Here is a 24,253-nt window from a genome sequence, read left to right on the forward strand (position 1 = left end):
CGGGACGCTGGCCGCCGGCGCCGCACGCCGACGGCCTTCGTCAGCCCCCGTCGTCAGCTCTTCTCGACCAAGCCCTTCTCGGTGCATGACTGTCCGGGATAGGCCGCGTAAGGCACCGGCTTCAGCCACTCCTTGGCCTCGACGAGAATCTCGAACTGTCCGTTCGACTTCGCCTGCGCGATCTTGGGCCACAGCCAGGTGTGCAGGTTCTCCGGCTCGATCCGGACCTTGCCCTGCGGTGCAATCACTTCCTGGCCCTTGACCGCGTCGCGGATGTTCGGCGGCGTGAGATCGCTGGTCGCGAGCTTCTCGACCGCCTGCTTGAACAGGTAGGTCTGGAAGTAGCAGGCCTCCGACACGAAATGCGTCACCTTGTCGGCGCCCCAACGCTTCTTGTAAGCCTCGACGAACTTCTCGTTCTCCGGCGACTTGTGCACCATGAAGTAAGGCGCCGAGGTGAAGTGACCGGCGGCCGCCTCGCCGCCCATCGCAGCGACTTCGTTCTCGGAGGTCGTGAGACTCGCCATCGGCATCTTCTCGGGATCGAGGCCGGCCGCCTTGTACTGACGATGCAGCGCGACCACGGAATCGCCGACCACGGTGGAAAAGATCACGTTCGGCTGAGTCGAGCGGATCTTGTTGATGACGGAAGAGAATTCGGAATGGCCGAGCGGCACATATTCTTCCGCCACGACCTCGCCGCCGAGTTTCTCAAGCAGCTTCTTGCAGTAGTTGTTCTCTTCCTTCGGATAGATGTAGTTGGAGCCGATCAGGTAGAACTTCTTGCCGAACTTCTTGACCAGCCAGGGCACGAACTCGTCCTGCTGCTGGTTCGGCACCGCGCCGGTGTAGATGACGTTCTTCGAGCACTCCCGGCCTTCATAGAGCGTCGGATACCAATAGAGATTGTTCTGCCGCTCGAACACCGGGAGCACCGCCTTGCGGCTTGCCGAGGTGTAGGAACCGAACACACTGACGCATTTGTCGCCGACGACGAGCTTGCGAGCCTTCTCCGAGAAGGTCGCCGGATCGGACGCGGGGTCCTCGACGATCGGGACGATCTTGCTGCCCTTGATGCCGCCTGCGGCGTTGATCTCCTCGATGGCGAGCAGCGTCGCCTTGTTGAGCGATTCCTCGATGATCGCGGTCGTTCCCGTCAGCGAGAACAGCACGCCGACCTTGATCTCGCCGCCGGCGGCGTAAGCGAGGTCGGCGTTCTTGATCCAGATGTGCGGCAGTCCGGCGCCGGCAAACGCGCCCAGCGCCGCGGTATTCCTCAGCAAAGTCCGCCGTGAAATGCTCATCCCTAGCTCCCTTCAGGACTGAAAAAACAAAAAGCCCTCCCGATGCGCGCTTACGCGAGCATTGGGAGGGCTTTGTTGCCGGTTGTGTCGAAGGCGGCGCTGTCGCCGCCAGCCCCGCTATTGGGGCTTACTGTTGATGATCGTAGCCAAGCAGTTCGAACGAGTCAACAATCGCCGCGGCGACTGCACTTGCCGACACGCGACGATCCATCGCCTGTCGTCTGATGAAGCCATAGGCTTCGGTTTCCGGCATCTGCCGCGTCGCCATCAGGATCGCCTTGGCGCGCTCCACCGTGCGCATCGAGCGCAGATTGTCATCGAGCTTTTCGATCTTGCTGCGAAGCCGCCGTTCATAACCAAATTGACTGCGCGCCAGCACGAGACTGGACAGCACGGCATTCTGCGTGAACGGCCGCGGCAGCACGGCGTTCGGCGTCGCATGACACAGCGCATCGGCGTGAACGGTTTCCGTCGCCGGCAGGATCACAACCAGCGCCGAGCGCGCGTCGCCGGGAATCCATGGCAGGCGCCGCGCCAGGTCAGGGGAATATTCGCAGTACACCACGTCGGCATCGGCGGGCACGCTCTCCGGCATCGGCCAGACCTGCCGCACCCGCATCCGGAACCGCTGCAACTCGCGCAGCAACATGCCGACCTGATCGTCGACCGGCGCGACCACCACCGCCGACAGATCGGCAAGTTCCTGAACCATGGTCTTGCGTCCGCCGACGTCTCGGCTCAGCGACGGCTTACGCGACATTTCGTTCATTGGACGCTTCCTGTTTGCGTTGCACGACCATATCCGATCAGGAACGGATCCGCATGCACCGGCTCCTTCGACTGGCTGACGACATCGAACTGCCCCTGGCGGTTGGCGCGCCCGATGCGGGTCCAGAGGTCGGTATGACCCGACATCGGGTTGACGGTGACGGCACCTTGCGGTGCATCAAAGCTGGTGCCGAACACCATCGAGCGGAGCACTTCGGTGTCGAGTGAATTGACCTGCTCGAGCGCCTTCGCGAACAGATGCAGCTGGAAATAGGATGCCTCGGCGCACATGTTGGTCGAGATATCGGCGCCGAACCGCTTCTTGAAGCGCTGCACAAACGCATTGTTGGCGCTGCCCTCGACACCCTGGAAATACGATGCGGCCGTGACGTGTCCCTCGCCGACGTCGAAGCCCATGGCGGCGATTTCCGCTTCCGTCGTGGTCAGGCTGGCGATCGGCACCTGCTTTGGATCGAGCCCGACATTGGCATAGGCCTGATAGAGGAACACCGTGCCCTCGCCGACGACGGTCGAGAAGATCACGTCGGGCCTGACACGCTTGATGTCCTGGATGATCGGCACAAAATCCTGCCAGCGCGCGTAAACATTGACATAGCGCTCGCCAACGACCGAGCCGCCGTTGCTCTTGAGCAGCTCCCGCATCACCCGGTTGGACTCGCGCGGATAGATGTAGTCCGACCCCACGAAATAGAACCGCGTTCCGAACGTATCCATCAAATAGCGGCACAGCGCGAGGCTGTTCTGGTTCGGCGAGGCGCCGGTGTAGATGACGTTGGGCGACGCCTCGAACCCTTCGTAAAGCGTCGGATACCAGAGCAGACCGTTCAGCCGTTCGACTACCGGCAGCACCGCCTTGCGGCTCGACGAGGTGTAGCAGCCGAAGATCGTGCTGACCTGATCCTCGATCATCAGCCGCTTGGCGTAATGACCATAGGCGGCCGAGTCCGATCCGGGGTCATAGGCAACGGGAACCAGCTCGCGGCCGCAGACGCCGCCCGCTTCATTCACCTCTTCGATCGCGAGTTGCGTGCCCTGATACTGGGTCTCCTCGATGACCGACATGAAGCCGGTTCGCGAGAACAGCACTCCTATCCGCCACGGAGCGGATGTCGTTTGGGTAAGGTTCGACATGATCAGGCCCTCGACAGAATTGGAGGGACGAGAGGGATTATTGTTCTTGTTGCTCTCGAACAGCATTGCCGGCTGCGGAAGATTGCATGCCATCTGCCGCGAGACAAGGACCCTGGCCGCTCATCCTGTCAGCGAAGCTGACGCGAAAGCAGGCAGACTAATGTGTCACCCGCGACGGGTCACAGGCGCAGCGCTCCACGGACCACCTATCTCCGGTAGCTGCACCGCCGATTTCCCGTATCAAGGCATGTCCGGCCGGTCACCTCGCGTACATCAACCGGAAGGTTGAGAGCTGCAACGGGATTGCTCGTTAAGCTGCGCCCCGGTCGGGAGATGCCGCAACTCCCGATCGAGGAGGTCCCATCAGCGCAGGCTAGGCAGATCGAGCCGGTTGGCGCGCGCGCATTCGACCGCCGTGTCATAGCCGGCATCGGCGTGGCGCATCACGCCTGTCGCCGGGTCGTTCCATAGCACACGCTCGAGCCGGCGCGCGGCCTCCGGCGTGCCGTCAGCGACGATCACCATGCCGGCGTGCTGCGAATAGCCGATGCCGACGCCGCCGCCGTGATGCAGCGACACCCAGGTGGCGCCGCTCGCGCAGTTGAGCAGTGCATTGAGCAGCGGCCAGTCGGACACCGCGTCGGAGCCGTCGCGCATCGCCTCGGTCTCGCGGTTCGGGCTCGCCACCGAGCCGCTGTCGAGATGATCGCGGCCGATCACGATCGGCGCCTTGAGCTCGCCGCGCGCCACCATCTCGTTGAAGGCAAGGCCAAGCCGATGGCGGTCGCCGAGCCCGACCCAGCAAATTCGCGCAGGCAGTCCCTGAAACTTGATGCGCGCCTTGGCCATGTCGAGCCAGTTGTGCAGGTGGCTGTCGTTGGGCATCAGCTCCTTGACCTTTGCATCGGTCTTGAAGATGTCCTCGGGATCGCCCGACAGCGCCGCCCAGCGGAACGGCCCGACGCCGCGGCAGAACAGCGGACGGATATAGGCCGGAACGAAGCCTGGAAAATCGAACGCCTGCTTCAGGCCCATGTCCTTGGCCATCTGGCGGATGTTGTTGCCGTAATCGAGCGTCGGGATTCCCTGCGCGTGAAAATCCAGCATGGCCTGGACGTGATCGACCATCGAGGTCTTGGCTGCCGTCTCAACGGCCTTCGGGTCGCCCGCGCGTTTGGTTTCCCAATCGGCGAGTGTCCATCCCTTCGGCAAATAACCGTTGATCGGATCATGCGCGCTGGTCTGGTCGGTGACGATGTCCGGGCGCACGCCGCGGTGCACCAGTTCGGGAAAGATCTCGGCCGCATTGCCGAGCAGGCCGACCGACACCGGCTTCTGGCTCTTGACCGCCTCAGCAATGATCGCGAGCGCGTCATCGAGCGTCGCCGCCTGGCGGTCGAGGTAGCCCGTCCGCAGCCGCATCTCGATGCGGCTCGGCTGGCATTCGACCGCGAGCATCGAGGCGCCGGCCATCGTCGCGGCCAGCGGCTGGGCACCGCCCATGCCGCCGAGGCCCGCCGTCAGGATCCATTTGCCGGCGAGACTGCCGCCATAATGCCGGCGGCCGACCTCGACGAACGTCTCATAGGTCCCCTGCACGATGCCCTGGCTGCCGATATAGATCCATGAGCCTGCCGTCATCTGGCCGAACATCATCAGGCCCTGCCGGTCGAGCTCGTTGAAATGATCGAGCGTTGCCCAATGCGGCACCAGGTTGGAATTCGCGATCAGTACGCGCGGCGCGTCGGCATGGGTCCGGAAAATGCCGACCGGCTTGCCGGACTGCACCAGCAGGGTCTGGTCGCCTTCGAGCTTGCGCAAGGACGCGGCAATCCGATCAAAGCTCTCCCAGTCGCGCGCCGCACGGCCGATGCCGCCATAAACCACGAGCTCGCTCGGGCGCTCGGCGACATCAGGGTCCAGATTGTTCATCAGCATGCGCAGCGGTGCTTCCGTCAGCCAGCTCTTGGCGCTGATGTCGGTGCCGCGGGGAGCACGGATGATGCGTTCGTTATCCAGTCGGCGGTTCATGACGGATGTTCCTGCTAAGCAAGTCTTCTAAGTCAGTCTTGGAAATGGATCGGTCGGAAGCACCGCGATCGCAGCGGCGGGCAGCGCGTCGGCTTCGATCAGAGCGGCCGCCCTGGCGAGATCGTCAGCCATGTAGCGGTCGGCGGCGAGCGCCGGAACCTGCTCTCGGAGCGCGGCAATGACCGCAGCGAGCGGCGCGCTCGTTGAATGCGGCGCGCGCAGCGTGATGCCCTGCGCCGCGACCAGCAGCTCGATGCCGAGGATGGCGGCGAGATTGTCGGCCATGTCGGACAGCCGGCGCGCAGCATGCGCGGCCATCGAGACGTGATCCTCCTGATTGGCGCTGGTCGGCGTGGAATCGATCGAGCACGGCAAGGCGCGCTGCTTGTTCTCGGCATAAAGAGCCGCCGCCGTCACCTCGGCGATCATGAAGCCGGAATTGATGCCGGGTTCGGGCGTCAGGAACGGCGGCAGGCCGAAGTTCAGGGCGGGATCGACGAGGGTCGCGATCCGCCGCTCGCTGGTCGCCCCGATCTCCGAAAGCGCGAGCGCAATCTGGTCGGCGGCGAACGCCACCGGCTCGGCGTGGAAATTGCCGCCTGACACGATTTCGCCGGTCTCTACCAGGACGAGTGGATTGTCGGTGACGGCATTGGCCTCAACGGTCAGCCCGCGGGCGGCTTGCGCGAGCAGGTCGAGCACAGCACCCGCGACCTGCGGCTGGCAGCGCAGGCAATAGGGATCCTGCACGCGCTCGTCGCCTTCGAGATGCGATTGCCTGATGTCGCTGCCGTCAAGCAGCGCGGTCAGGGCGGCGGCCGCAGCGATCTGCCCGTCATGGCCACGCAAAGATTGAATCTCGGGACGAAACGGCACCGTCGACGCCATCGCCGCATCGACCGACAGCGCACCGGTCACCAGCGCGGCGCACGCCAGGCGATGCGCTCGCAGCAGACCGGAGATGGCGTAGGCGGAGGAAAACTGCGTGCCGTTGATCAGCGCGAGCCCCTCCTTCGGGCCGAGCGTCAACGGCGCGAGGCCGGCAACCGCAAGCGCTTCGCGACCCGGCACGACTTTGCCATCAAGGATTGCCTGCCCCTCCCCGATCATGACCGCGGTCATGTGAGCGAGCGGCGCGAGATCGCCGGAGGCACCGACCGAGCCCTGCTGCGGCACCAGCGGATAAACGCCGCGCGCCAGCATGCCCTGCAACTGCTCGATCACCTCGCGGCGCACGCCGGATGCGCCGCGACCGAGCGAAATCACTTTCAACGCCATCATCAAACGCACGATCGGCTCGGGCGTGTTCGGACCGACTCCACAGCAGTGCGACAAGATGAGGTTGCGCTGAAGCAGCGCGGTTTGATCGGGCGCAATGCGCGTCGATGCCAGCTTCCCGAAACCGGTATTGATGCCGTAGACGGGAACGTCGATATGCGCCGCCTTCGCCACGATCTCCGCGGCCGCCTCGACGCGCGGCCAGCACGATGGATCGAGCATGATGGGCGCGCCCGCGAGCACGCGCACCAGGACGTCGAGGCCGACGGTTCCGGGCGTCACGACGACAGGCGCATCCCGATCGCTCATTGCCCCCTCCACACCCGGCTGTGCAGCGGGTTGAAGCCGATGCGGTAGACCAGTTCGGCCGGACGCTCGATGTCCCAGATCGCCAGATCGCACCACTTGCCGGCCTCTAACGTACCGGTCTCGGCGAGCATGCCGAGCGCGCGCGCCCCTTCCCGCGTCACCCCTGTGAGGCATTCGGCGACCGTCATCCGGAACAGCGTTGCGCCCATGTTCATCGCCAGCAGGAGCGAGGTGAGCGGCGAGCTGCCAGGATTGCAATCGGTCGCCAGCGCCATGTTCACACCGTGGCTACGGAACAGCTCGACCGGCGGCTTGTGCGTTTCACGAATGAAATAGAACGCGCCGGGCAGCAGGACCGCGACGGTGCCGGCCTTCGCCATCGCCACCGCGCCGGCTTCGTCGGTGTGCTCGAGATGATCGGCCGAGAGCGCCGAGAATTTCGCGGCCAGCGCCGCGCCGCCGAGATTGGACAGCTGATCCGCATGCAGCTTGACCGGCAGTCCGAGCGCACGCGCCGCCTCGAACACCCGTGCCGTCTGCTCTCCGGAAAACGCGATCCCCTCCATGAAGCCGTCGACGGCATCGGCGAGGCCGGCCTTGGCCACGGCCGGCAGCATCTCGTTGCAGACCAGATCGATGTAACCGTCCTTGTCGCCATTGGCCTCCAGCGGCAGCGCATGCGCTCCGAGGAAAGAGGTGCGGATCGCGACCTGCCGCAGGCGGGCGAGGCTGCGTGCCGCCGCAAGCTGTCGCATCTCGGTCTCGGCATTGAGGCCATAGCCGGACTTGATCTCGACGGTGGTTGCGCCCTCGCCGATCAGCGCGTCGAGCCGCGGCAGCGCGCCGGCGACGAGCTCCGCCTCGGTCGCCTTGCGCGTCGCCGCAACGGTCGAGACGATGCCGCCGCCGGCGCGCGCGATCTCCTCATAGCTCGCGCCCTTCAGGCGCAGCTCGAACTCGTGCGCGCGGTCGCCGCCGAAGACGAGATGGGTGTGGCAATCGACGAGCCCAGGCGTGATCCAGCGGCCGGCACAATCGATCCGATCAACGGCGTCCGCATCCACAGGAAAGTCCGACTGCACGCCGGCATAGACGATGCGGCCGTCGCGCGCCGCGATCAGGCCCCGCTCGATCTCGCCGAGATCAGTGCGGTCGCTGCGCATCGTGGCGAGCCGGGCGTTGTGCCAGATACGGTCGAAGCGCTCTGCCATGCGATCGTCCCCTCGAGGTGGGATGCTTGACTTATATGTCTAGACATATAATCGTGTCCGGGTTCTGTCCAGCCGGCGTGGAAAAATGACACGACTGCATTTCGCATTCGCGCTGCTGCCTTCGGGCTGGGCCAATGACGTGCAGGTCGTCGTTGTCGATGGCGCGATCGCCTCGGTGACGGCGGGCGTTGCGCCTGGCGCCGGCGACGAACGTCACCAAATGGCGGTTCCGGGATTGGCGAGCCTGCACAGCCACGCCTTTCAGCGCGGCATGGCCGGCCTTGCCGAACTGCGCGGCGACACGACCGATACGTTCTGGACCTGGCGTGAGACGATGTATCGCTTCACGCTGACCATGACGCCGGACGACGTCACAGCCGTCGCGACCCTGCTCTATGTCGAGATGCTCGAGCGCGGCTTTACCCGTGTCGGCGAGTTTCACTATCTGCATCATGATCGAGGCGGCGCGCCCTACGCCAATCTCGCCGAGATGGCCATACGCATCGCAGAGGCCGCCGACGCCTCCGGCATCGGGCTCACGCTGCTGCCAAGTTTCTATGCTCACAGCACGTTCGGCGGCGCCGCACCGCATGCCGGGCAACGTCGCTTCATCTGCTCGGTCGATCAGTTCGCCGCGCTGATGGCCGCCTCGCGCGAGGCAATCCGAAAACTTCCCGGCGCCAACATCGGAATCGCTCCGCATAGCCTGCGCGCCGTGGCGCCGGATGAGCTGGCGGCGATCATCCCGCTTGCCGGGGCGGACCCGATCCACATCCACGCCGCCGAACAGGTGCGCGAGGTGGAGGATTGCCTTGCCTGGTCAGGACAGCGGCCGGTGCAATGGCTGCTCGAACATGCGCCCGTCGATCAGCGCTGGTGCCTCATTCACGCGACCCACATGACGGAGCAGGAAGTCAATGCACTCGCCGGCAGCGGCGCGATTGCCGGCCTTTGCCCCGTCACCGAAGCAAGTCTCGGCGACGGCATCTTCTCGGCGCGCGAATTCCTCGCCGCGGGCGGCCGGTTCGGCATCGGCACCGATTCCAATGTGCTGGTCGGCGTCGCCGACGAGCTGCGCCAGCTCGAATACGGTCAGCGGCTGAAACACCGCGAGCGCAATGTGCTCTCGGGGCGTCCCGGCACATCCACCGGCCGCGCCCTGTTCGACCAGGCGCTCGCGGGCGGCGCGCAGGCTCTGGCACAGACCAAGGCCGGGCTTGCGCCCGGCGCGCGCGCCGACATCGTCAGCCTCGACACCGCGCATCCGTCCCTCGCGGGACGGTCGGGCGATGCTGTTCTCGACGGCTGGCTGTTTGCAACCGGCAGCGACGCGATCGACTGCGTCTGGGCCCGCGGCGACAAGGTGGTCACAGGCGGACGGCACCGGCTGCGTGACAAGGCGCGCGAGCAGTTCAATGCAAGCGTGCGGAGGCTCGTCGCATGAGCCTCGCCTCCGACCAGGCCAAGCCCGGCGCGGCGAACAAGCCGACACTCTACAAGCGCATCCGGCTCGACATCGAGACGCGGATCCTGACCGGCGAATGGCCGCCCGGGCATCGCATCCCGTTCGAGCACCAGCTGATGGCGCGCTATCGCTGCTCGCGCATGACGGTGAACAAGGCGTTGTCGGAACTGGCGCAGGCCGACCTGATCGAGCGGCGGCGCCGTGCCGGCACCTTCGTGCGCCGTCCGCAGCATCTGTCGGCGGTGCTCAAGATCGCCGACATCCGCGCCGAGATCACCGCGCTCGGCCGCAGCTACGGCTATCAGCTGATCGAATGCCGGCGCCGTACCGCGACATCGGCCGATCGCGCCCGGCTCGGCGTCAGCACGGCCGGCAAGATAGTCGCGATCGCCTGCCGGCACAGCGCCGACAATGTGCCGTTCGCCGTCGAGGACAGGCTGATCGATCTCTCCACGGTCCCGGAAGCTGCAACCGCGGACTTCGCCCGCGAACCGCCGGGATCATGGCTGCTGCACCATGTGCCGTGGACCGAAGCCGAGCATACCATCAGCGCCGTCGTCGCCGACGACCGCACGGCAAAGGCGCTCGACATCGCGGTCGGCGCGCCCTGCCTCGTGATCGACCGCTACACCTGGCGCAGCGCACGCACGGTGACGGCGGTGCGGCTGCATTATCCAGGCGAGACGCATCGGCTGGTGGCCCGCTTCAAGGGAGGCTGAGGACAGCTTGCGCGGCATATTTCATGCAATGCATCATGGGCCATCGTCCGCCGACATGCTTCATGCGGCAATCCGCCGCGACTGAAGAGATCAGTGACGTGAAGACATCAACTGGGTTCAATCCATCGTTCAAGGGGTCGACAATCATGCGTTCCTTCAAGCTATTGCCCGCAATCGCAGTGTTGCTCGCGTCCACGGGCGCGTTCGCGGATGACGTCAAGGTCGGCGTCGGCATCTCCGGATGGACCGGCTTCGCGCCGCTGACGCTCGCCAAGGAGGCCGGCATCTTCAAGAAGAACGGCCTCGACGTGACCCTGAAGAAGATTCCGCAGAAGGACCGCCATCTCGCGATCGCCTCGGGCGACATCCAGTGCGCGGCCACCACGGTCGAGACCTGGATCTCCTGGAACGCCAATGGCGTCGCGACCAAGCAAATCTTCCAACTCGACAAGAGCTATGGCGCCGACGGCATGGCCGTGCGCAACGACATCGCCGCGATCAAGGACCTCAAGGGCAAGACCGTCGCGGCGTCGGCGCCCGGCACCTCTCCGTATTTCGCGCTGGCCTGGATGCTGAAGAAGAACGGCCTCACGGTGAAAGACGTCACCGTGGTGAATCTGGAGCCGGCCGCCGCAGCGCAGGCCTTCGTCTCCGGCCAGAACGATGCCGCGATGACCTACGAGCCTTATCTGTCGACGGTGCGCGCCGCTCCCGACAAGGGCAAGATCATCGCGACCACGCTCGACTACCCGATCGTGATGGATACGTTCGGCTGCACGCCGAAATTCCTGACCGACAATCCGAAGGCGGCGCAGGCGCTTGCCAACAGCTATTTCGAGGCGCTCGACATGATCGCCAAGGACCAGGCCAAGTCCTACGAGATCATGGGCGCTGACGTGAAGCAGACCGGCGAGCAGTTCGGCAACTCGGCAAAGTACCTGCGCTGGCAGGACAAGGCCGCCAACCAGAAATTCTTCGCCGGCGACTTCCTGACCTTCAATAAGGACGCTGCCGAGCTCCTGCTCGAGGTCGGCATCATCAAGGCCGCGCCGAAGGTCGAAGACATCTACGACGCAAGCTTCATCAAGTAACGCAGCAACCATTTGGACCGGTCCCACCTCGCGACACAGCGGGCGGGACCGGCGCATAAGCTACTTCCGGATCATTTGATGCGTCCTCTCGAGCCCACGACATCGAAGCAGCGCGTGGCCTATGGCCTCGCCTTCTTCGTGCTATTCGTCGCCCTCTGGTCCTGGGCAACGTTCGGCGGCCATGTGTCGAGGACCTTCCTCGCCAACCCGCTGACCATGGTGCAGGAGGGCTATGAGCTGCTCGCAAAGCAGGGCTTTCTGTTCGACATCGGGATGACGATCTGGCGCGTGATCGGCGGGTTTGTGCTTGCTGCTGTCATCGCGGTGCCGCTCGGCGTTCTGATGGGCGCTTACAAGCCGATCGAGGCCTTTCTCGAGCCCTTTGTGTCCTTTGCGCGCTATCTGCCGGCATCCGCCTTCATCCCGCTGCTGATCCTGTGGGCGGGCATCGGTGAGTTGCAGAAGCTGCTTGTGATCTTCATCGGCGCAGTATTTCAGATCATCCTGATGGTCGCCGTCACCGTCGGTGCCACACGGCGCGACCTGGTGGAGGCCGCCTACACGCTCGGCGCCCGCGACCGCGGCATCATCCGCCGCGTGCTGCTGCCCTCCGCCGCGCCCGAGATTGCCGAAATCCTTCGGCTGGTGCTGGGCTGGGCCTGGACCTACGTCATCGTGGCCGAATTGATCGGCTCATCATCCGGCATCGGACACATGATCACCGACAGCCAGGCGCTGCTCAACACGGGCCAGATCATCTTCGGCATCATCGTGATCGGGCTGATCGGCCTGATCTCCGATTTCCTGTTCAAGGCCTTCAACGCCTGGCTGTTCCCGTGGAAGCTCGCATGACCGCGCTCAGGATCGATCAGGTCTCGCGAACCTTCCCCGCCCGCGCCGGCAACGCGCCGACGAGAGCGCTCGAGCCGACCACGCTCGACGTCGGCAACAACGACTTCGTCACCATCCTCGGCCCCTCCGGATGCGGAAAGTCCACTTTGCTCCGGATCATCGCCGGGCTCGACCGGCCGACCAGCGGACGGGTCACGCTCGACGGGCGCGAAATCACCGGCCCCGGCGCCGATCGCGGCATGGTGTTTCAGTCCTACACATTGTTTCCGTGGCTGACGGTGCGGGAGAATATCGCCTTCGGCCTGCGCGAGCGCGGCGTGTCGCAAGCGGAGCGCCACGAGATCGCCGATGCGTTCATTCGCCGGGTCGGGCTATCGGGCTTCGAAAATCACTGGCCCAAGCAGCTGTCGGGCGGCATGCAGCAGCGCACCGCGATTGCCCGTGCGCTGGCCAACGATCCGAAGATTCTGCTGCTCGACGAGCCGTTCGGCGCGCTGGACAACCAGACGCGCGCGCTGATGCAGGAGATGCTGCTGGGGATCTGGGAGCGCGACCAGAAAACGGTGCTGTTCGTCACCCACGACATCGAGGAAGCGATCTTCCTCGGCAGCCGCGTCATCGTCATGAGCGCGCGTCCGGGCCGCATCAAGGCCGAGATCGCAGTCGACCTGCCGCATCCCCGGTCCTACAAGATCAAGACCACGCCCGAATTCGTCGCCCTGAAGGAGCGGCTGGTGGAAGAGATCCGCACCGAGGCCCTGAAGGTCGCCGAACAGGCCTGAGAGCCTGTTTCTCCGTCATGCCCGGCCTTGTGCCGGGCATCCACGTCTTTGCTTCAATCGGACAAGAAAGACGTGGATGGCCGGGACAAGCCCGGCCATGACGAAGCAGCGCCAGTTGAGGAAAGCCGACGATTGGCTGCGCTGTCAGTGGCTGATCATCCAGGGACGCGCGGTGGGAAACCCCTTGGCGCCGCTCTTGGTCTTGGTCATCAGCCGTGCCGGCTTCTTCCTTCCCGTCGAGCAGCAGCCGCAGCCCGGGCCGTGCGCAGCCTTATATTGATCGAGCGTCTTCGGCGCGTGCCGGCTCTGCTCATTGGTGGCGTGCGCCTTGCGCTTGTCGGAGGGCATGCAGAAGAACGCCGGCGCGGTGAGGATCACGCGCGGCGACGTCGCCTCGCATTGCGGGCAGTCCTGCGGCAGGTCGCATTCCGCCATCGGCCGCATGTCGGTGAACGGGCCGCAGTCGTTGCAGAGATATTCGTAGATCGGCATTTCCTTAATCCTTGCGCAGTCGTGCGTGACATTCGGCGATGGATGCGGGGCGGCCGATACGCAGCCGTCCCGCCCCCTTCGCGCAGGGATCACCTAAAGGATCACTTGTCCGGTGAGATCGGCATCTGCACGTCGCCCTTGATGTGCTTGATCGGTCCCGCCGACGACGGCATGACGTCGAAGTCGAAGATCTCCGTCGGCAGCCACAGCGTGGCGCAGGCATTCGGCACGTCGACGACGCCGGAGATGTGACCCTGGCACGGCGCGGTGCCGAGGATCGAATAGGCCTGGGCGCCGGAGTAGCCGAACTTCTTCAGATACTCGATCGCGTTCAGGCAGGCCTGGCGATAGGCGATGTGGACGTCGAGATAATGCTGCTTGCCGGCCTCGTCGACCGAGATGCCCTCGAAAATCAGGTAATCCTTGTAGTTCGGCGTGATCGGCGACGGCTTGAACACAGGGTTCTTGATGCCGTATTTCGAGACGCCGTCCTTGATGACGTCGACCTTGATATGCAGCCAGCCGGCCATTTCGATCGCGCCGCAGAAGGTGATCTCGCCGTCGCCCTGGCTGAAATGCAGATCGCCCATCGAGAGGCCGCCGCCCGGCACATAGACCGGGAAGTAGATCTTCGAGCCGCGCGACAGATCCTTGATGTCGCAATTGCCGCCGTGCTCGCGCGGCGGCACGGTGCGGGCGCCCTCGAGGCCGATCTTGGCCTTGACGTCACCCTTGGCCTGGCCGGCATGCGCGGTCGGCGCGAACGGCGGATTGGCAAGGCCCGGCACCCGGGTCGGGTTGGTCGCGATCAGCTCGGCCTCGCGCTTGTTCCAGGCCGCCAGCATCTTGGCATCGGGCAGACAGCCGATCAGGCCGGGATGGATCAGGCCGGCGAAGTTGACGCCGGGCACGTGGCGCGACGAGGTGTAGAGGCCCTTGATGTCCCAGATCGACTTCTGCGCCAGCGGGAAATGGTCGGTAAGGAAGCCGCCGCCATTCTGCTTGGAGAAGAAGCCGTTGAAGCCCCACAGGCTCTCCTTCAACGGACCAACGTCGAGCAAGTCGACGACGAGGAGATCGCCGGGCTCGGCTCCCTTGACGCCGATCGGGCCGGACAGGAAGTGCACGATCGACAGATCGATATCGCGGACGTCGTCGGCCGAATCGTTGTTCTTGATGAAGCCACCAGTCCAGTCGACGGTCTCGATGATGAAGTCGTCGCCGGGGCTGACCCACTCGACGATCGGAACCTCGGGATGCCAGCGATTGTGAATCTTGTCGTTTTCATAGGCCGATTTGCTGAGGTCGACCTTGATCAGTGTATCTGGCATCGCATTGCTCCCCTTGGGTTACTGATAGTTAGACGGACAAGTACTTGGAAATCTGCGCGGCATCGACGCTGGCGCGCGGATCGTCGCGGACGATCTCGCCATTCTCGATGACGAGCACCCGGTCGGCGATGTCGAGCGCGAAGCTCAGGACCTGTTCGGAGACCACAATCGACAGCCCGCGCTCGTCGCGGATCCGCTTCAGGGTGCGCGCCATGTCCTTGATGATCGACGGCTGGATGCCTTCGGTCGGCTCGTCCAGCAGCAGCACCTTCGGCTTGGTCGCCAGAGCGCGGGCGATCGCGAGCTGCTGCTGCTGTCCACCCGAGAGATTGCCGCCGCGGCGGCCCTTCATCTCGAGCAGCACCGGAAACAGCTCATAGATGTCGCCCGGTACCTCGGAGCCCCCTGACACCACGAGCCCGGTCTCGATGTTCTCCTTCACCGTCATCGTGGAGAAGATCATGCGACCCTGCGGCACATAGGCGAGCCCCTTCGCGACCCGCTCGTAGCTCTTCATCGCGCCGAGCTCGGTGCCGTCCATGGTCACCTTGCCGCTCTTGGCCGGCAGGATGCCCATCAGCGACTTCATCAGCGTGGTCTTGCCCATGCCGTTGCGGCCCATGATCGCCACGATCTCGTTGGGCGCGACCGAGACGTTGAGGCCGTGCAACACTTCGCTCTGGCCGTAGGCGACGTGAAGATCATTGATTGCCAGCATCGTCCCGGTTCCTCAGTGGCCCAAATACACTTCGATGACTTTCGGATCGTTTTTGACGTGCTCCATCGTTCCCTCGGACAGGATCTGTCCCTGGTGCAGCACGGTGACCTTGTGCGCGATGTCCTCGACGAACTTCATGTCGTGCTCGATCACCAGCACCGAACGGTCCTTGATGATGCGGTTGAGCAGCTCGGCCGTCTTGGCGCGCTCGGACACGCTCATGCCGGCGACCGGCTCGTCGAGCATCAAGAGGTCCGGATCCTGGATCAGCAGCATGCCGATCTCGAGCCACTGCTTCTGGCCATGGCTCAACTGGTCGGCATAGGTGTTGAGCTTGTCCTTCAGGAAGATCATCTCGGCGACCTCCTCGACCCGCTGCCTGACGGTGTCGTCGCGCTGGAAGGTCAACGAGCCGAACACCGTGCGGCCGCGCGGGAAGGAAATCTCGAGGTTCTCGAACACGGTGAGATCCTCGAACACCGACGGCGTCTGGAACTTGCGGCCCACCCCGGCCTGCACGATCTCGTTCTCGCGCAATCTGGTCAGCTCCTGGCCGCGGAACTGGATCGAGCCTGACGTCGCCCTGGTCTTGCCGCAGATCAGGTCGAGCACTGTGGTCTTGCCGGCGCCGTTCGGGCCGATGATGACGCGGATCTCGTTCTCCTCAACATAGAAGGAGAGATCGTTCACGGCCTTGAAGCCATCGAACGACACAGTGAGACCGGAGACCGCGAGCAGGAAGTCCTTGGGCTGATGGCCGACGAGCATGATGATCCCTCCTCACTCGGCCGGTGCGCCGTCGGCGATCAGGCCGGCCGCCGATTTCGATTTGCGTGATGCCAGCAGGCGATCGATGCGCGGCTGGACGTGGTCCGCCCAGATGCCGGAGAGCCCGTTCGGGAAGGCGAGCACGACCGCGATGAACAGCGCGCCGAGGCCGAACAGCCAGAGCTGCGGGAAGGACTCCGAGAGGCTGGTCTTGGCGAAATTGACCAGGAGCGCGCCCCAGACTGCGCCGAAGATCGACATCCGGCCGCCGACCGCGGTGTAGATCACCATCTCGATCGACGGCACGATGCCGACGAAGGACGGCGACATGAAGCCGACCTCGAGCGTGAACATGGCGCCGCCGATCGCAGCGAACACCGCCGCGGCGCAGAACGCGAAGATCTTGAAGTTGGCGACGCTGTAACCGGAGAAGCGCACGCGATCCTCCTGCTCCCGCATTGCTACCAGGATGCGCCCGAGTTTTGTCAGGCGGATGAACTGCGCGACGCAGATGCAGCCGAACAGCAGCACAACCTCGACGAAATACAGAATGAACTTGGCGTGATCGCTGCGGATGTCCCAGCCGTGCAGCGTGCGTAAGTCGGTAATGCCGTTGATGCCACCGGTGTAGCCTTGCTGCCCGACAATCAGAATAGTGAGGATCGCGGCGATCGCTTGCGTGATGATGGCAAAGTACACGCCGCCGACCCGACGCTTGAACATCGCGGCACCGATGATCAGCGCGAAGACCGCGGGAACCAGCAAGATCGCAAGCAGCGTGACCGGGAAGCTGTGGAACGGCTTCCAGAAGAAAGGCAGCGAGGTGAGCTGGTTCCAGTCCATGAAGTCGGGGATGCCCGGTGTCGACTGGATCTTGGTGTTCGCGACCGACGACGCCTCGAGCTTGAGGTACATCGCCATGCAGTAGCCGCCGAGGCCGAAGAACACGCCCTGCCCCAGGCTCAGGATGCCGCCATAGCCCCAGCACAGCACGAGGCCGATCCCGACGAAGGCGTAGGTCAAATATTTGGCGACGAGGTTGAGGCGGAAGATATCGAGCGACAGCGGCAGGACGAGAAACAACAGCACCGCGAGCGCAAGGAAGCCGAGCAGTTCGGAGCGATTGAAAAAGCGCGAGTTGATGATCATGACCAGCCTGCTTGTTCTTATTTGCGGACCTTGAGCGCGAAGAGCCCCTGCGGACGCACCATCAGGATCGCGACGATCGTCAGCAGCGTGATCACCTTGGCCATCGATCCCGACAGGAAGAATTCCAGCGTCGATTGGGTCTGCGAGATCGAGAAGGCGGAGGCGATGGTGCCGAACAGCGAGGCGGCGCCGCCGAACACAACCACCAGGAAGGTGTCGACGATGTAAAGCTGGCCGGCGGTCGGCCCGGTCGAGCCGATCATGGTGAAGGCCGAGCCGGCGATCCCGGCGATGCCGCAACCCAGGCCAAAGGTGTAACGATCGACCTTCTCGGTGTTGATGCCGACGGCGCCCGCCATCACGCGGTTCTGCACCACGGCGCGCACCTGCTTGCCCCAGCTTGACCAGAACAGCACATAGGCGACCGCGATCGTGATCAGGATGGTCAGCGCCATCACGAACATGCCGTTGATCGGTATCTGGATGGAGTCGGTCGCTTGCCAGGAGCCCATCATCCATTCCGGCAGTTCGACGCCGACCTCGCGCGCGCCGAAGACCGAACGATAGGCCTGTTGCAGGATCAGGCTGAGGCCCCAGGTCGCCAGCAGCGTGTCGAGCGGACGCTTGTAGAGATGGCGTATCAGCGCCCACTCGACCAGCATGCCGAGCGCGCCTGACGCAGTGAACGCGAGGATCATTGCGATGAAGAAGTAACCGGGGAACAGCCAGGGCGCGACGTGCTGCACGGCGTTCGACGTCATCCAGGTGACGTACGCCCCCAAGATCATGAACTCGCCGTGGGCCATGTTGATGACGCCCATCTGGCCGAAGATGATGGCAAGGCCCAGCGCCATCAGCACATAGACGGAGAACAGGATGAGCCCGGCAAATCCCTGCATCGCAAGGATGGCGCCGAGATCGCTGATCGAATAGTCGCCGAACATCTGGTCCTCCGTCATTCCAAGGGGCACGCGCCGCCGGTCAAGCGACGCTCGTTCCGTAGCGTGGACGATGACGTCCACGCCACGATGCGTTGGGGAGCTTCGTAGCCCGGGTGAGCGGGTGCGATACCCGGGACGGTCCCGCATATCGCCCCGCTCATGCGGGCTACTGGCTCACTGGTAGCCCTTGGGGAACGGATCCGGCTCGACGAGATCGGCGGTCTCGTAGATCAGCTCGTACTGGCCGTCGGCCTTGGCGCGTCCGACGCGGGTCTTCGACCAGAGGTGATGATTCTCGTGGATCCGGACGTAACCTTCCGGCGCGCCCTTGAACTCGACGCCGGGCGACGCGGCCGCCACCTTGTCGATGTCGAAGGAGCCGGCCTTCTCCACCGTCAACTTCCACAGCCACGGACCGAGATAGGCAGCCTGGGTGACGTCTCCGATCACGGTCTTCTCGCCCCACATCTTCTTGAAGGCGGGCACGAAGGCCTTGTTGTTCGGATTGTCGAGCGACTGGAAGTATTTCATGCAGGCATAGGCGCCGGCGATGTTCTCGCCGCCGATGCCGTCGATCTCGTCCTCGGTGACCGAGATCGTGAGCAGCGTCTGCTTGGACAAGTCGATGCCGGCCGCCTTGAGCTGCTTGTAGAATGCGACGTTGGAGCCGCCGACGATGATCGCGTAGATCACGTCCGGCTTGGTCAGCTTGATCTTGTTGATGACCGAGTTGAACTGGGTCGAGCCGAGCGGGAAGTATTCCTCGCCGACCACCTTGCAGCCCTGCAGATGGTTCTCGATGTGCTTGCGCGCGATCTTGTTCGAGGTGCGTGGCCAGATGTAGTCCGAGCCGAGCAGGTAGAAGCTCTTGGCGCCCTTGGTCTTGTTGACCCAGTCGAGGCCGGCGATGATCTGCTGGGTCGCCTCCTGCCCGGTGTAGATCACGTTCTTGGACTGCTCGAGGCCTTCATAGAAGGTCGGGTAGTACAGCATGCCGTTGTACTGCTCGAACACCGGCAGCACCGCCTTGCGCGAGGCCGAGGTCCAGCAGCCCATTACGGCCGCGCATTTGTCGTTGACCAGCAGCTTCTTGGCCTTTTCCGCGAAGGTCGGCCAGTCGCTGGCGCCGTCTTCCTGGATGAACTTGATCTTGCGGCCGAGCACGCCGCCGGCGGCATTGATCTGCTCGATCGCGAGCTTCTCGGCCTCGACCGACCCGGTCTCGGAGATCGCCATGGTGCCGGTGACGGAATGCAGGATGCCGACCGTGACTTCGCTATCGGTGACTGCAAGACCCGTGGTATTGACCGCAGAGGTTGCAGGAACGTCGGCAAATGCCGGACGGCCCAGCATCGAAACGGCCGGCAATGCCGCCATTCCCATCAAGAGCTTGCGTCGGAGCGGAGACTTCAGGCCTGGTTTTGGTTCGTCTGACATGAGCACCCCATCTGGTTCGAGAACGCTTATTGATCAGGCGAGGATTGCTCACTTTTGTGCAGCGCACTGATACGTGAGATCGCGTATACTGCACCGCAAAATAGCGACGTAGGTTTTTGGTACGGGATTTGCCCGCGATCAGCGCATCGTGGACCAGGAGTTCAAACGAGTGGCAGGGCGGCAGCGGATAGACCGCGTCAGGCGCCAGTACAATCAATGGGTCGCCAACCAGACGCTGGAAGACTACGCGCTGCGCTTCACCGCCAAGAGCGCGCGGCGCTGGTCCGCCGCCCGCGTCGCCAACACCGCGCTCGGCGCGATCTCCTTCCTTGCGCTGGAGGCGATCGGCGGCACCATCACCCTGAACTATGGCGCGATGAACGCCTCCGCCGCGATCCTGGTCGTCAGCGTCATCATCTTCCTCTGCGGACTGCCGATCGCCTACCATGCCGCGAAAAGCGGCATCGACATCGACCTGCTGACCCGCGGCGCCGGCTTCGGCTATATCGGCTCGACCATCACCTCGCTGATCTACGCCTCCTTCACCTTCATTTTCTTCGCGATCGAGGCGGTGATCCTGGCCAGCGCGCTCGACATGTGCTTCGGCATCCCGCGACCGATCGGCTATTTGATCAGCGCAGTCGTGATCATTCCGCTGGTCATCTACGGCATCACGCTGATCAGCCGCTTCCAGCTCTGGACCCAGCCGCTGTGGATCATCCTCCACATCATGCCGTTCGCGGCGATCGCCTGGGCCAATCCGCATTCCTTCACCGAGTGGCGCAAATTCGCCGGCGATCACGGCGATCCCGCAGGGACTCTCGACCTGCTGCTGTTCGGCACCGCCGCCTCCGTCGTGTTCGCGCTGGTGGCGCAGATCGGCGAGCAGGTCGACTTCCTGCGCTTTCTGCCGCGCGACCGCCGCACCTCGCGCAAGGCCTGGTGGATCGCGCTGCTGAGCGCCGGTCCCGGCTGGATCGTGCTCGGCGCGCTCAAACTGCTGGCCGGTTCGTTCCTGGCCTTCTTCGCGCTCAGCCACGGCGTCTCGGCCGAGCACGCGGCCGAGCCGGCCAACATGTATCTCGAAGCCTTCCGCTACGTGCTGTCGCAGCCGGATCTGGCAATGGCGCTGACCGGGACATTTGTGATCCTGTCGCAGGTCAAGATCAACGTCACCAACGCCTATGCCGGCTCGATCGCCTGGTCGAACTTCTTCTCCCGCCTCACCCACTCGCATCCGGGCCGCGTGGTGTGGCTGGTGTTCAATGTCGTCGTCGCGCTGCTGCTGATGGAGATCGGTGTCTACAAGGCGCTGGAGCAGACGCTCGCGCTCTACTCCAACGTCGCGATCGCCTGGGTCGGCGCGCTGGTGGCCGATCTCGTCGTCAACAAGCCGCTCGGCCTGCGGCCGCAGCACATCGAGTTCAAGCGCGCCCATCTCTGCGATATCAATCCGGTCGGCGTCGGCGCGATGACGATCGCCACCGTGGTCTCGATCAGCGCGTTCTACGGCCTGTTCGGCCCGACCGCGAAGGCGCTGTCGGCCTTCGTTGCGCTTGCGGTCGCGTTCGTCACGGCTCCCCTGATCGCCTGGGCCACCGACGGCAAGTACTACATCGCCCGCAAGCCGAAGCGGAGCTGGCAGAACATTGAATCGATCCAGTGCTGCATCTGCGAGCATGCGTTCGAGCCCGAGGACATGGCTTCCTGCCCGGCCTATGCAGGCCCGATCTGCTCACTGTGCTGCTCGCTCGACGCACGCTGCCATGACCTCTGCAAGCCGCATGGCCGGATCGGCGCACAGGTCTCGGACGCGCTGGGCAAGGTGATGCCGCAGCCGATCTACGCCCGCATCAATTCACAGCTCGGGCATTACCTCGGCGTGTTCGCCGTCTCAGCCGGCCTCGTGGCGCTGGTGCTCGGCCTGATCTACCTGCAGACCACGGCGGCCGTGCATGCCAATGAATTGCTGGCCGACGTGCTCTGGAAGGTGTTCTTTGCGCTGACCCTCATCATCGGCGTGGTCGCCTGGCTGTTCGTACTGGCGCAACAAAGCCGGCGCGCCGCGGAAGCGGAAACACGCCGCCAGACCACGCTGCTGATCCAGGAGATCGACGCCCACAAGCGCACCGACGCCGAACTGCAGCGCGCCAAGGAAGTCGCCGAGTCAGCCAATCTCGCCAAAAGCCGCTACGTCGTGGGCCTCAGCCACGAGCTTCGCTCGCCGCTGAATGCGATCTCCGGCTACGCGCAATTGCTGGAGCAGGACGACAGCCTGCAGGTGCGGCCGCGCGAGCAGGTGCGCGTCGTCCGCCGCAGCGCCGATCATCTGTCTGGGCTGATCGACGGCATCCTCGATATCTCCAAGATCGAGGCCGGCCGGCTCTACCTGTCGCGCGACGAAGTGCGGCTGAACGATTTCCTCGAGCAGCTGGTCGGCATGTTCCGCCTGCAAGCCGCAGCAAAAGGCATCGACTTCGTGTTCAAACGGCCGGCCGTGCTGCCCGTCGTGGTCTATGCCGACGAGAAGCGGCTGCGTCAGATCCTGATCAACCTGCTGTCGAACGCGATCAAGTTCACGCAATCCGGCCAGGTCCAGTTCGTGGTGCATTACCGCAGCCCGGTCGCAGAGTTCGAGGTGATCGATACCGGGCCGGGCATCCAGCCCGACGACCTCGAGCGGATCTTCGCGCCGTTCGAGCGCGGTGCGCTCGGCGTCACCCAGCCGCAGACCGGCACCGGGCTTGGCCTGACCATCAGCCGCCTGCTCGCGGGCGTGATGGGCGGCGACATCAAGGTCCTGAGCACGGTCGGCACCGGCAGCACCTTCCGCGTCAAGCTGCTGCTGTCGGAGGTCACCAATCCGCGGCGCGATGCACCGGTCGATGCTCCCGTGTACGGCTATCACGGTCCGCGCAAGACCATCCTGATCACCGACGACGACCCGACCCACCGCGACCTGTTGCGCGAGATCCTGACGCCGCTCGGCTTCATCCTGCTCAGCGCGCCGGACGGACCGGGCTGCCTTGCCCTCGCACAGCATTGCCGGCCGGACTTATTTCTGCTCGACATCTCGATGGCGGGCATGGACGGCTGGACGGTCGCCGAAACCCTGCGCTCCGAAGGCCATCACCAGGCGCGGATCCTGATGATCTCGGCCAGCGCGCTCGAGGCTCATGGCGCGCCGCTGGCGCAGCCATTCCATGACGGCTACCTGATGAAGCCGATCGACATCCCGCGGCTGCTCGAGACCATCCGCCAGTTGCTCAAGATCGAGTGGCAGTATGAGGCCGAGCCGGCCCCGCCTCCGCAATGGAAGCCCGAGAGTAGTTCGCGGCCGCCGGTGAAATATGTCGAAGAGCTGATCAGCCTCGGCCAGCTCGGCTATGTCAGGGCGATCCAGCTCAAGCTCGACGAGATCGGCAATGAGTGTCCCGAACATGCCGATTTCGTCGGCCAGATGCGCACGCTGATCGACCGGTTCGATCTCGATCAATATATGGCGACGTTGAAGACATTGCACAGCTATGACCATTGAACAGAAGAAGCGCGACGTCGCGCTCGTCGTCGACGACTCACCCGAGACGTTGCGTCTCTTGACCGATGCGCTCGACGGCGCTGGCATGACCGTGATGGTCGCGCTCGACGGCGCCTCGGCGATGCGCATCGTCGAACAGATCACGCCCGATATCGTGTTGCTCGATGCCGTGATGCCCGGCATGGACGGTTTCGAGACCTGCCGGCGGCTGAAGCGCGACGCAGGGCTCGACGGCGTGCCGATCATCTTCATGACGGGCCTCGCCGAGACCGAGCATATCGTGCGCGGGCTGGAGGCCGGCGGCGTCGACTATGTCACGAAGCCGATCGTGGTCGAGGAGATGCTCGCGCGCATCCGGGTCCATCTCGCCAATGCGCGGATGACGCAAAGCGCCCGCGCGGCGCTCGACGTCTCCGGCCGCTATCTGCTCGCCGTGAACAGCGCCGGCGCGCTGCTGTGGGCGACGCCGCAGGCACAGCGACTGCTGTCGGATACGCTCGCCGACGCCGCCGACAATTTCGCGCTGCCGGACCCGATGCCGCAATGGCTCGAGCAGGCGCAGAAGGGCGGCACGGGAAAGAAGACAGCGACCGTGGCGTCGTTCCCCGGCAACGAACAGCTTCGGCTGCAATATATGGGCAAGCTCGGGCCCAACGAATTCCTGCTGCGGCTCGCCAAGGACACCAGCGGCGACATGCCAGCCGAGTTCTCCAGCGAGCTCGGCCTGACCACCCGCGAGGGCGAGGTGCTGTCCTGGCTCTCCAAGGGCAAGACCAACCGCGACATCGCGCAGATCCTCGGCCTCAGCCCGCGTACCGTCGACAAGCACCTCGAGCAGATCTACGCCAAGCTCGGCGTCGAGAACCGCACCGCCGCCGCCGCGATCGCGGTCAACGCGAGGCATCGCAAGTCTTGAT

Annotated in this window: 20 protein-coding genes; 7 read left to right on the forward strand and 13 right to left on the reverse strand. The window is 64.3% G+C overall.

Annotated features, from left to right (window positions below; genetic code table 11):
* Nucleotides 1-53: 53 nt before the first annotated feature.
* The 6 genes from Q2M23_RS16670 to hutI form a co-directional block, all read right to left on the reverse strand.
* Nucleotides 54-1,304 (reverse strand): transporter substrate-binding domain-containing protein, encoded by a 1,251-nt coding sequence (locus Q2M23_RS16670; RefSeq protein ID WP_057015919.1) that lies wholly within the window; start codon nucleotides 1,302-1,304, stop codon nucleotides 54-56.
* A gap of 127 nt (nucleotides 1,305-1,431) precedes the next feature.
* Nucleotides 1,432-2,073 (reverse strand): ANTAR domain-containing response regulator, encoded by a 642-nt coding sequence (locus Q2M23_RS16675; RefSeq protein WP_016845707.1) that lies wholly within the window; start codon nucleotides 2,071-2,073, stop codon nucleotides 1,432-1,434.
* Nucleotides 2,070-3,224, reverse strand: coding sequence for a transporter substrate-binding domain-containing protein (locus Q2M23_RS16680; RefSeq protein ID WP_028331424.1), 1,155 nt, complete (start codon nucleotides 3,222-3,224; stop codon nucleotides 2,070-2,072). The genes Q2M23_RS16675 and Q2M23_RS16680 overlap by 4 nt, the downstream gene beginning before the upstream one ends.
* Nucleotides 3,225-3,587: 363 nt before the next feature.
* Nucleotides 3,588-5,255, reverse strand: a complete 1,668-nt coding sequence (gene hutU, locus Q2M23_RS16685; protein WP_253587282.1) for a urocanate hydratase — start codon at nucleotides 5,253-5,255, stop codon at nucleotides 3,588-3,590.
* A 27-nt stretch (nucleotides 5,256-5,282) separates the two neighbouring features.
* The gene (gene hutH / locus Q2M23_RS16690; protein ID WP_316396165.1) at nucleotides 5,283-6,842 is read right to left on the reverse strand and encodes a histidine ammonia-lyase; all 1,560 of its coding nucleotides are present in this window, start codon (nucleotides 6,840-6,842) and stop codon (nucleotides 5,283-5,285) included.
* Nucleotides 6,839-8,053: an imidazolonepropionase gene (gene hutI, locus Q2M23_RS16695; protein ID WP_316396166.1), complete on the reverse strand. Its 1,215-nt coding sequence runs from the start codon at nucleotides 8,051-8,053 to the stop codon at nucleotides 6,839-6,841. The genes hutH and hutI overlap by 4 nt, the downstream gene beginning before the upstream one ends.
* An 85-nt stretch (nucleotides 8,054-8,138) precedes the next feature.
* Here hutI and Q2M23_RS16700 point away from each other — a divergent pair, with 85 nt between their 5' ends.
* The 5 genes from Q2M23_RS16700 to Q2M23_RS16720 all read left to right on the forward strand — a co-directional run bounded on the left by Q2M23_RS16700 (nucleotide 8,139) and on the right by Q2M23_RS16720 (nucleotide 12,962).
* Nucleotides 8,139-9,497, forward strand: coding sequence for a formimidoylglutamate deiminase (locus Q2M23_RS16700; protein WP_316396167.1), 1,359 nt, complete (start codon nucleotides 8,139-8,141; stop codon nucleotides 9,495-9,497).
* Nucleotides 9,494-10,237, forward strand: coding sequence for a histidine utilization repressor (gene hutC, locus Q2M23_RS16705; protein ID WP_057015913.1), 744 nt, complete (start codon nucleotides 9,494-9,496; stop codon nucleotides 10,235-10,237). The genes Q2M23_RS16700 and hutC overlap by 4 nt, the downstream gene beginning before the upstream one ends.
* A 146-nt stretch (nucleotides 10,238-10,383) precedes the next feature.
* Entirely contained in the window at nucleotides 10,384-11,328 is a 945-nt protein-coding gene (locus Q2M23_RS16710; RefSeq protein WP_057015912.1) for an ABC transporter substrate-binding protein, read from the forward strand.
* A 78-nt stretch (nucleotides 11,329-11,406) separates the two neighbouring features.
* Nucleotides 11,407-12,180 (forward strand): ABC transporter permease, encoded by a 774-nt coding sequence (locus Q2M23_RS16715; RefSeq protein ID WP_057015911.1) that lies wholly within the window; start codon nucleotides 11,407-11,409, stop codon nucleotides 12,178-12,180.
* Nucleotides 12,177-12,962, forward strand: coding sequence for an ABC transporter ATP-binding protein (locus Q2M23_RS16720; protein ID WP_168857084.1), 786 nt, complete (start codon nucleotides 12,177-12,179; stop codon nucleotides 12,960-12,962). The genes Q2M23_RS16715 and Q2M23_RS16720 overlap by 4 nt, the downstream gene beginning before the upstream one ends.
* Nucleotides 12,963-13,106: 144 nt before the next feature.
* Here the strand turns inward: Q2M23_RS16720 and Q2M23_RS16725 are convergent, their stop codons facing one another.
* From Q2M23_RS16725 to urtA, 7 genes are all read right to left on the reverse strand, one after another.
* Nucleotides 13,107-13,454, reverse strand: coding sequence for an FmdB family zinc ribbon protein (locus Q2M23_RS16725; RefSeq protein WP_225161589.1), 348 nt, complete (start codon nucleotides 13,452-13,454; stop codon nucleotides 13,107-13,109).
* Between the two features lie 101 nt (nucleotides 13,455-13,555).
* On the reverse strand, nucleotides 13,556-14,785 hold the full coding sequence (fmdA, locus tag Q2M23_RS16730) for a formamidase (RefSeq protein ID WP_050386953.1): 1,230 nt from the start codon (nucleotides 14,783-14,785) through the stop codon (nucleotides 13,556-13,558).
* 28 nt (nucleotides 14,786-14,813) lie between these two features.
* A complete protein-coding gene (urtE, locus tag Q2M23_RS16735) occupies nucleotides 14,814-15,503 on the reverse strand; it encodes an urea ABC transporter ATP-binding subunit UrtE (RefSeq protein ID WP_050400072.1) in 690 nt (229 codons plus the stop codon).
* A gap of 12 nt (nucleotides 15,504-15,515) precedes the next feature.
* Nucleotides 15,516-16,271, reverse strand: a complete 756-nt coding sequence (gene urtD / locus Q2M23_RS16740) for an urea ABC transporter ATP-binding protein UrtD (RefSeq protein ID WP_057015909.1) — start codon at nucleotides 16,269-16,271, stop codon at nucleotides 15,516-15,518.
* Between the two features lie 12 nt (nucleotides 16,272-16,283).
* Entirely contained in the window at nucleotides 16,284-17,420 is a 1,137-nt protein-coding gene (gene urtC / locus Q2M23_RS16745) for an urea ABC transporter permease subunit UrtC (RefSeq protein WP_316396168.1), read from the reverse strand.
* 17 nt (nucleotides 17,421-17,437) lie between these two features.
* Complete coding sequence (gene urtB / locus Q2M23_RS16750; protein ID WP_057015942.1) at nucleotides 17,438-18,364, reverse strand: urea ABC transporter permease subunit UrtB; 927 nt, start codon at nucleotides 18,362-18,364, stop codon at nucleotides 17,438-17,440.
* A gap of 171 nt (nucleotides 18,365-18,535) precedes the next feature.
* On the reverse strand, nucleotides 18,536-19,798 hold the full coding sequence (gene urtA / locus Q2M23_RS16755) for an urea ABC transporter substrate-binding protein (protein ID WP_057015907.1): 1,263 nt from the start codon (nucleotides 19,796-19,798) through the stop codon (nucleotides 18,536-18,538).
* Nucleotides 19,799-19,967: 169 nt separating this feature from the next.
* Between urtA and Q2M23_RS16760 the strand changes: the two genes are divergently transcribed.
* Together Q2M23_RS16760 and Q2M23_RS16765 are read left to right on the forward strand one after the other, a co-directional pair.
* Nucleotides 19,968-23,336 (forward strand): hybrid sensor histidine kinase/response regulator, encoded by a 3,369-nt coding sequence (locus tag Q2M23_RS16760; protein ID WP_316396169.1) that lies wholly within the window; start codon nucleotides 19,968-19,970, stop codon nucleotides 23,334-23,336.
* Nucleotides 23,326-24,252 (forward strand): response regulator transcription factor, encoded by a 927-nt coding sequence (locus Q2M23_RS16765; protein WP_076833513.1) that lies wholly within the window; start codon nucleotides 23,326-23,328, stop codon nucleotides 24,250-24,252. The genes Q2M23_RS16760 and Q2M23_RS16765 overlap by 11 nt, the downstream gene beginning before the upstream one ends.
* The last annotated feature ends 1 nt before the right edge of the window (nucleotide 24,253 follow it).

This window comes from Bradyrhizobium sp. 33ap4, assembly GCF_032654765.1.
In the GTDB taxonomy this organism is placed as follows: domain Bacteria; phylum Pseudomonadota; class Alphaproteobacteria; order Rhizobiales; family Xanthobacteraceae; genus Bradyrhizobium; species Bradyrhizobium australafricanum.

Coding starts and splice junctions, on each gene's coding strand:
- Q2M23_RS16670 (WP_057015919.1), bottom strand. CDS start 1,304: ATGAGCATTTCACGGCGGACTTTGCTGAGGAATACCGCGGCGCTGGGC.
- Q2M23_RS16675 (WP_016845707.1), bottom strand. CDS start 2,073: ATGAACGAAATGTCGCGTAAGCCGTCGCTGAGCCGAGACGTCGGCGGA.
- Q2M23_RS16680 (WP_028331424.1), bottom strand. CDS start 3,224: ATGTCGAACCTTACCCAAACGACATCCGCTCCGTGGCGGATAGGAGTG.
- hutU (WP_253587282.1), bottom strand. CDS start 5,255: ATGAACCGCCGACTGGATAACGAACGCATCATCCGTGCTCCCCGCGGC.
- hutH (WP_316396165.1), bottom strand. CDS start 6,842: ATGAGCGATCGGGATGCGCCTGTCGTCGTGACGCCCGGAACCGTCGGC.
- hutI (WP_316396166.1), bottom strand. CDS start 8,053: ATGGCAGAGCGCTTCGACCGTATCTGGCACAACGCCCGGCTCGCCACG.
- Q2M23_RS16700 (WP_316396167.1), top strand. CDS start 8,139: ATGACACGACTGCATTTCGCATTCGCGCTGCTGCCTTCGGGCTGGGCC.
- hutC (WP_057015913.1), top strand. CDS start 9,494: ATGAGCCTCGCCTCCGACCAGGCCAAGCCCGGCGCGGCGAACAAGCCG.
- Q2M23_RS16710 (WP_057015912.1), top strand. CDS start 10,384: ATGCGTTCCTTCAAGCTATTGCCCGCAATCGCAGTGTTGCTCGCGTCC.
- Q2M23_RS16715 (WP_057015911.1), top strand. CDS start 11,407: ATGCGTCCTCTCGAGCCCACGACATCGAAGCAGCGCGTGGCCTATGGC.
- Q2M23_RS16720 (WP_168857084.1), top strand. CDS start 12,177: ATGACCGCGCTCAGGATCGATCAGGTCTCGCGAACCTTCCCCGCCCGC.
- Q2M23_RS16725 (WP_225161589.1), bottom strand. CDS start 13,454: ATGCCGATCTACGAATATCTCTGCAACGACTGCGGCCCGTTCACCGAC.
- fmdA (WP_050386953.1), bottom strand. CDS start 14,785: ATGCCAGATACACTGATCAAGGTCGACCTCAGCAAATCGGCCTATGAA.
- urtE (WP_050400072.1), bottom strand. CDS start 15,503: ATGCTGGCAATCAATGATCTTCACGTCGCCTACGGCCAGAGCGAAGTG.
- urtD (WP_057015909.1), bottom strand. CDS start 16,271: ATGCTCGTCGGCCATCAGCCCAAGGACTTCCTGCTCGCGGTCTCCGGT.
- urtC (WP_316396168.1), bottom strand. CDS start 17,420: ATGATCATCAACTCGCGCTTTTTCAATCGCTCCGAACTGCTCGGCTTC.
- urtB (WP_057015942.1), bottom strand. CDS start 18,364: ATGTTCGGCGACTATTCGATCAGCGATCTCGGCGCCATCCTTGCGATG.
- urtA (WP_057015907.1), bottom strand. CDS start 19,798: ATGTCAGACGAACCAAAACCAGGCCTGAAGTCTCCGCTCCGACGCAAG.
- Q2M23_RS16765 (WP_076833513.1), top strand. CDS start 23,326: ATGACCATTGAACAGAAGAAGCGCGACGTCGCGCTCGTCGTCGACGAC.